Below are 6385 nucleotides of genomic sequence, written 5' to 3'. Positions count from 1 at the left end.
AACTGAATGAGTGAACCAGTCATGGAGGACCTCCTCACCTAAAAAGATAGCGCTTACATTGAAGCATCGTAAAAAAGCAATTTCCATATGACCCTATTTCCAGAGTTGAAAAATGCTTGATTGCTTGTGTAAGCCGGCTAACTTTCTTACTTGCTTCTTAAGCTGAATAAGTCGTTGACAAGGCGTACTACGTATTTTATGATGAAATTATAAAAATGAATGAGTATTCATTCACTAATATCTGTATCTTAACACCGAGGTGATCTCCTTGACAAGTAGCAAAAAACCAGACAAGTATTACGCAATTCTCGAAGGCGCTCTGAAGGTATTTGCCGAGAATGGCTTTCACAAATCACAAGTATCCCGTATAGCCAAGGAAGCCGGAGTGGCGGATGGAACCATCTATTTATATTTCAAAAAGAAGGAGGATATTTTGACCAGTTTGTTTCAAGAGAAATTGGGCGAGCTTGTGGAGAAGTTCAACACGGGTGTGAACGAACAAATGACTGCGAAACAGGCCCTTTATAAAGTTTGTGAAATTCATTTCAGCGAGCTCGAAGGGAATGTCAATCTTGCTTTTCTCACGCAAATCGAGCTAAGACAAAGCGATTTGGAACTTCGCAAAGAGATTGGTCTTGCCCTTAAGAGATATATTATCCTCATTGAAAATATATTAGAAAGAGGCAAACAAGACGGGAGCTTCCACGCTGATTTTGATGTCAAACTCGTACGGCTTCTCATCTTCGGAGGCATGGATGAAGTTGTGACTTCTTGGCTCATCTCCGGGCGAAAGTATTCCTTAACCGCTCAAGTCCGCCCTACGGTTAACTTTTTCATGAAAGGCATCGAGGCTTAAGGGTCTATATGACATGTATATTCAGGAAGGAGCTTGGCTATGGACATTTTTGTATTATTGAAGCAAACGTTTGATACAGAGGAGAAAATCGTTCTGCAAGCGGGCAGTGTTCAAGAGGATGGCGCCAAATTCGTCATAAATCCTTATGATGAATACGCCGTGGAGCAAGCCATTCAGCTGCGAGATGAATTTGGGGGTAAAGTTACTCTGCTCTCCGTAGGTCCCGACAGGACGGCTGAAGCCCTGCGCACCGCACTGGCAATGGGGGCAGATGAAGCTATTCTCATCACCGATGAACGCATTCAAGGCGATGAATTCGAGGTTGCTGAAATTTTAGCACAGTTCCTGCGCAGTCAGTCTTTCGACCTCTTGCTAGGCGGTAATTTCTCTGTAGACAATGGAGCTGGGCAAGTAGCCATTCGCCTCGCCTCTCTTCTTGACTTACCACATGCTGCATCCATTACAAAACTTGAAATCTCTAACGGCCAAGCGATTGCCCACCGAGATGCAGAGGGGGACATTGAAGTCATTGAAGTTCCGCTCCCTGCGCTCTTCACTGCCCAGCAAGGTTTGAATGAACCTCGCTACCCTTCCCTGCCAGGTATCATGAAAGCGAAGAAAAAGCCGTTCCAGCACTTAACGCTTGATGACATTGAAGGCGCTGGATCAGCTTCGGCCAAAACGACAAGACTTGAATTAACGCTGCCGCCTGAACGCCAAGCTGGCCGCATTCTCAAAGGCGAAATTGCCCAGCAGGTAACTGAGCTTGTCCAAGCACTACGCAACGAATCCAAAGTGATTTAACGAAGGGGAGGCTACGATCATGGCTAGAACATTTCTCGTTGTCGCCGAAGCTCGCGGAGGCAAGCTTCGTCAAGTATCCTTTGAAGCCTTACGCGCTGCGCAGTTATCCGCTCAGGAAGGCGATGCGATTCACGCTGCACTCATTGGCGGGAGCGGCACGAAAGCTTTAGCAAGCGAACTAGCTGCATATGGCGCAGAATCCATCTATGTTGTTGAAGATTCTGGACTTGATAACTACAACTCGGAAGCCTACTTAAGCGCATTATTAGCAGTAACTGGCGTTGTGAAGCCGAACGCCCTCTACTTTGGCCACACGGCTGTCGGCCGAGATCTGGCACCACTGGCTGCAGCGAAGCTCGGCTCAGGCCAGCTGTCGGACGTGACGGCGATCTCGCGCAGCGGCGATCGCGTGGCATTCACCCGGCCGCTTTACGCTGGCAAAGCCGTTGAGAAGAAAGCGTTTACCGACCCGGATGGCCCATGGGTCGTCACGATTAGACCGAACAACATCGCCCCCCAAGAGCCAGACGCCTCGCGTCAGGCTTCGGTCATCGATGTTGCCTACCCGGCCCCCGCCCTGCGCAGCATCATTCGGGAGGTGGTCAAGAAAACGTCCGGCACCATCGACTTGGCAGAAGCCAAGATCGTTGTCTCCGGCGGACGGGGCGTGCGCAGCGCCGAAGGCTTCCAGCCGCTCGAAGAGCTGGCTGCCGTCTTGGGCGGCGCTGTTGGGGCATCCCGCGGAGCCTGCGACGCGGGCTACTGCGAATACGCGATGCAAATCGGCCAAACCGGCAAGGTGGTGACGCCGGAGATCTACATCGCGTGCGGCATTAGCGGCGCCATCCAGCACCTTGCGGGGATGAGCTCCTCGCGCGTCATCATCGCGATCAACAAGGATGCCGAGGCGCCGATCTTCAAAGTAGCCGACTATGGGATCGTCGGCGATCTGTTCGAGGTCGTGCCGCTGCTGACCGAAGAGTTCCGGCAGCTGCTGAAGTAGTCGCTCTACCCTACGTTCCACCATTGTGGGAACTATGGTCCGCTAATAGCTGCTACAACAGTCAATACGTCAATCTTAGGGAACTGTGAGCCGCTATTCCACCGTTTCGGGGAGGAATGGCGCATTTTCAGGGCAAATAATGCCCTGTAGTTCCCGTAGATCTTCCGTTTCGCTGTTTTAGCTTAAATAGCGCCCTCTAGTTCCTTTTTACGTTCCTTGCGCTAACTCTTTACTTGAAATCTTTCGGTTATTCCAGTAAACTCATCCTACATTCCAGATGTCAGGAGCCCTAATCATGACAATGACCCCAACCGAAGTTGTTCGACAATTTTTTGATAAAGCTCGTTCCGGCGTGCAGCCTGATGCCGCTCATGATTACATGGCTGATTACGTGCTTGCCCATCAAATGACAGGAGAAAACGAAACCACCGTTCATCGCACACCTGCCAACTATGCTGACCATGTCCGAGAAATGATTGCCGCTTATGGCAATTTTCAGCTAATCATTCAAGAAATGATTGCACAAAACGATCGTGTTTATGTGCGCTGGAAGCAAACTGGCACACATATCGGTGAGGTAGACGGATTTGCTCCTACAGGCAAAACGATTATCGAGATCGCAAGTGCTGTTTATCGCATCGAAAACGAACGAATTGTCGAATACTGGATTCAAATCGATCGCGAAGGCATTCGTTTACAGCTTCAGCGAAATGCTTAAATCATGCCGGAACAAGTTCCCCTATTTACGCAAAACACAGCATTTGCGTAAATCAGTGGGGACTCTGAGCTGCTGATCTCAGCCTTTACACACAACCCTTTTCAACCTGCTCATCCAGCCAACCTGCCAAGTCAGCCATGACTTCCTCGCGGTTTACCTCATTTAACATTTCATGCCGTCCACCCGGATAAAGCTTACTGCTGACGTTCCGAAGCCCAAGCTCTTCATACATCCGTATGAGTTTCCGCACCCCTTTTCCATGTCCGCCAACAGGATCTTCTTCACCCGAAAAAATATAAACAGGCATATCTTTCGGTATATGCTGAAGATGATCTGGACGATGAATCTCCTTCAGCCCCCTGAAGAAATCCCTAAAAAACCCTGAGGTAAATACCACTCCACAGTAGGGATCAGCCACGTATTTATCCACTTCCGCTGGATCTGTGCTCAACCAGTCAAAAGCCGTTCGATTAGGTGTGAATTTATTATTGTACGCACCAAAAGATAACCCCGTTAGTAGCGAACTCCGATGATGATCTCCCCGAATGGCTGCTTCTGCAGTCGCTAACGCGATTCCGGCGCCCAGAGCGGCGCCCTCACTCCCATTCGATCCAGATAATATGATCCCTTGTACTTGGTTAGGAAATTGGTTCAGATATGTACCCATATAATATTGAGTCAAAAAGGAGCCCATACTATGTCCCATCACGAATAAAGGCAGCTGCTCCAGATACCGTTTCCGAATTTGCCCTGTCATTTGGCCCATATTTTCCGCCATACGCCGAAAACTATCCTTCCCAAACTTACCTACAGCATCCGGTGATCCAGCTGTTCGCCCATGTCCCAAATGATCGTTCGCATAAACGGCATAACCACTTTTCGTCAACACCTCGGCTAATCTCTCATATCTTCCAGCTGTTTCGGCCATACCGTGTGCTATTTGCACAAGCCCTTTAATTGTAACCGCTTCCTCAGGTAGCCACTCGTAGACATACTGATTTACATCCTGATCGTCCCGCCAAAAAGTAGGCTGTTTGGGAATATACGTATGATGGCTAAACTTTGCTCGTTTGTTTGACTGATTTCACTGCTTGCAGCTGCGATTGTGATTGCGAAGTTGTGTCAAATCGTTTTCTCTCTGTTTTATCAATTTGCGCAATTTTACCATCGTGTACCACAATTTGTACCGATCCATATTCTAACCCATTCAACATTTGCTTAATTCTGTCCACCCAAATGTCATCTAACTCCAAAGGTTTCGCCATCTCATTTTCCTCCGCTTCTTGATCAGATCGTCCAGTCATTCCAATCGTTTTTCTGTTTCTGAATGAAGGATAGCCAATTGCTTGTTTTCTCTAATAGTTCTTTGGTCGCTCCAGAAGTCGAATATGTGTGATCGGCTTGATAGACCAGATCCAGATCGCACTGCCCTTCATTTCGCAGCCAGAACATCTTCTGATATAAAGGGGCATAATCTACAGGGATAATTTCATCTGCTGTTCCGTGAATGACGAGAACATCGCCATTAAATTTACGCAGTTGTTCAAACGGCTGATGCTGTGCTAAGGTATCAAAAAAACGGCTGGTAAGTGAATAACCATGATGGTCAATGGCGCCGCCGAGCGGCAATTTCTCATATTCGTTTCTGCCAACAATCCGAACGATATCATTATGCGGGTGGGCTACTGAAGACCATAGCACAAGTGTTTTAACTCGGGAATCTTTCGCTGCAGTCAGAACGGCTGTAGCTCCGCCTAAACTATGTCCTACCAGTATCACACGGCTCAAATCTACGCAATCAATTGTCAACGCATAATCGATCACTCTGCGTGTTTGTTCAATGAGATTATCCAGCCCGCCTGCACCATAATCCCCGGTGCTATCGCCGCAGCCGCCATAATCAAATCGCAAGACCAAATAGCCTTTCGAGCTAAACTCACGCGCTGCCTTCACAAACAACCGATCCACCCCGATCCGGCTGCCGATGAAACCATGACAGATGATAATCAACGGCCAGCGCTGACAGTCAACTTGTGCAGCTCCTGTCTGATTCGTTGGGTAATGCAGTGTAGCGGCCAATTCGATATCGTCGCTTTGTATAGTGATGGCATGCTCCATGATGTTTACTCCCTTTCGTATAATTCCGATAAGATTAGTATGAATTAACTATATACCAATATTAGCATCCGCGTACGAGGGTGTCAATCCTGTTTTTAACATATTTTCGGTAAAAAATAGGTTGATTTGAAAAAACCCTCACTTAAGTTGTCCCCAAGTGAGAGTCTTTCCATATTTGGCATTCATTAACCGCGTTTAATTCGCCTTTATAACGGCTATAGGGATTTCTCTCATCAGCCTCACTCCTAATTCGTCAACCAATCCTTAATCGCATAATCTTTCTTAGCTAGCCCTTGTTCGATCAAAAACTTCTTCGTTTCTTCGATCAGTTTGAGTCCGTCTGGCTGAGCTGCCTCTACAGGCCACTGTTCAATTTTGAAAGATGCTTTCACAACATCCAGCGGATAACCTGATGCTTCAGCATAAAATTTAAAATATTCTTCGCTGTTCTCACGAATTTCTTTGACAGCTCTGGTACGCAGATCATTCCATAGTTTAGGGAATTGCGGGCTTTTGGCCAGATAATCCTCCGTTACTACCGTCAGGCTAGAGCCTTGCAGGAGCGGATGATTAGCAGCTTCATCAATTGCCACATAACCTTTCTTCAGGAGCAGAGGGCCGAAACCAGTCGGATAAGCATAGGCGGCAATGTCACCGCGAAATAATGCAGCTTCTGCATCAGCAGGCAATAAGTGTAGGATCTTCACATCTTTATCTAGGCCTTTCTCTTTTAGAAGGCTGGTTAAATACCGGCTCATGTAAGAACCTTGTGAAGTAGCGACTTTTTTACCTTTGAGATCATCCAATGACTTTGAACCATCCGCTTTCGCAACCAGCCAGGCATTCATGTTCACTTGCGTGACGTTGATTAACCGCGTCTTCAATC

At 47.6% G+C, this 6385-nt stretch carries 8 protein-coding genes; 4 read left to right on the top strand and 4 right to left on the bottom strand.

From position 1 onward, the window contains the following. Window positions 1–268 precede the first annotated feature (268 nt). From AC1DUA_RS24855 to AC1DUA_RS24840, 4 genes are all read left to right on the top strand, one after another. Entirely contained in the window at window positions 269–856 is a 588-nt protein-coding gene (locus AC1DUA_RS24855; RefSeq protein WP_477502311.1) for a TetR/AcrR family transcriptional regulator, read from the top strand. A 39-nt stretch (window positions 857–895) separates the two neighbouring features. Next, window positions 896–1660 (top strand): electron transfer flavoprotein subunit beta/FixA family protein, encoded by a 765-nt coding sequence (locus tag AC1DUA_RS24850; RefSeq protein WP_477502310.1) that lies wholly within the window; start codon window positions 896–898, stop codon window positions 1658–1660. Window positions 1661–1679: 19 nt separating this feature from the next. After that, window positions 1680–2663, top strand: a complete 984-nt coding sequence (locus tag AC1DUA_RS24845) for an electron transfer flavoprotein subunit alpha/FixB family protein (RefSeq protein ID WP_477502309.1) — start codon at window positions 1680–1682, stop codon at window positions 2661–2663. A gap of 301 nt (window positions 2664–2964) precedes the next feature. After that, window positions 2965–3381 carry an ester cyclase gene (locus AC1DUA_RS24840; protein ID WP_477502313.1) on the top strand — a complete coding sequence of 139 codons (417 nt, stop codon included), beginning with the start codon at window positions 2965–2967 and terminating at the stop codon, window positions 3379–3381. Between the two features lie 85 nt (window positions 3382–3466). Here the strand turns inward: AC1DUA_RS24840 and AC1DUA_RS24835 are convergent, their stop codons facing one another. The 4 genes from AC1DUA_RS24835 to AC1DUA_RS24820 form a co-directional block, all read right to left on the bottom strand. Next, a complete protein-coding gene (locus tag AC1DUA_RS24835) occupies window positions 3467–4423 on the bottom strand; it encodes a lysophospholipase (protein WP_477502312.1) in 957 nt (318 codons plus the stop codon). 13 nt (window positions 4424–4436) lie between these two features. Next, window positions 4437–4646, bottom strand: coding sequence for a YezD family protein (locus tag AC1DUA_RS24830; RefSeq protein WP_477502308.1), 210 nt, complete (start codon window positions 4644–4646; stop codon window positions 4437–4439). A gap of 22 nt (window positions 4647–4668) precedes the next feature. Continuing rightward, the gene (locus tag AC1DUA_RS24825) at window positions 4669–5499 is read right to left on the bottom strand and encodes an alpha/beta hydrolase family protein (RefSeq protein ID WP_477502307.1); all 831 of its coding nucleotides are present in this window, start codon (window positions 5497–5499) and stop codon (window positions 4669–4671) included. A gap of 245 nt (window positions 5500–5744) precedes the next feature. After that, window positions 5745–6385: ABC transporter substrate-binding protein (locus tag AC1DUA_RS24820; protein ID WP_477502306.1), on the bottom strand; the 641-nt coding region annotated here is incomplete at its 5' end.

This window comes from Paenibacillus sp. 01T422 (assembly GCF_056398785.1).
This window is presented reverse-complemented; position numbering and strand designations above follow the sequence as displayed.

Excerpts from the sequence above, each read along its gene's own strand:
- AC1DUA_RS24845 (WP_477502309.1), top strand. The coding sequence starts at position 1,680 with ATGGCTAGAACATTTCTCGTTGTCGCCGAAGCTCGCGGAGGCAAGCTT.
- AC1DUA_RS24825 (WP_477502307.1), bottom strand. The coding sequence starts at position 5,499 with ATGGAGCATGCCATCACTATACAAAGCGACGATATCGAATTGGCCGCT.
- AC1DUA_RS24850 (WP_477502310.1), top strand. The coding sequence starts at position 896 with ATGGACATTTTTGTATTATTGAAGCAAACGTTTGATACAGAGGAGAAA.
- AC1DUA_RS24830 (WP_477502308.1), bottom strand. The coding sequence starts at position 4,646 with ATGGCGAAACCTTTGGAGTTAGATGACATTTGGGTGGACAGAATTAAG.
- AC1DUA_RS24840 (WP_477502313.1), top strand. The coding sequence starts at position 2,965 with ATGACCCCAACCGAAGTTGTTCGACAATTTTTTGATAAAGCTCGTTCC.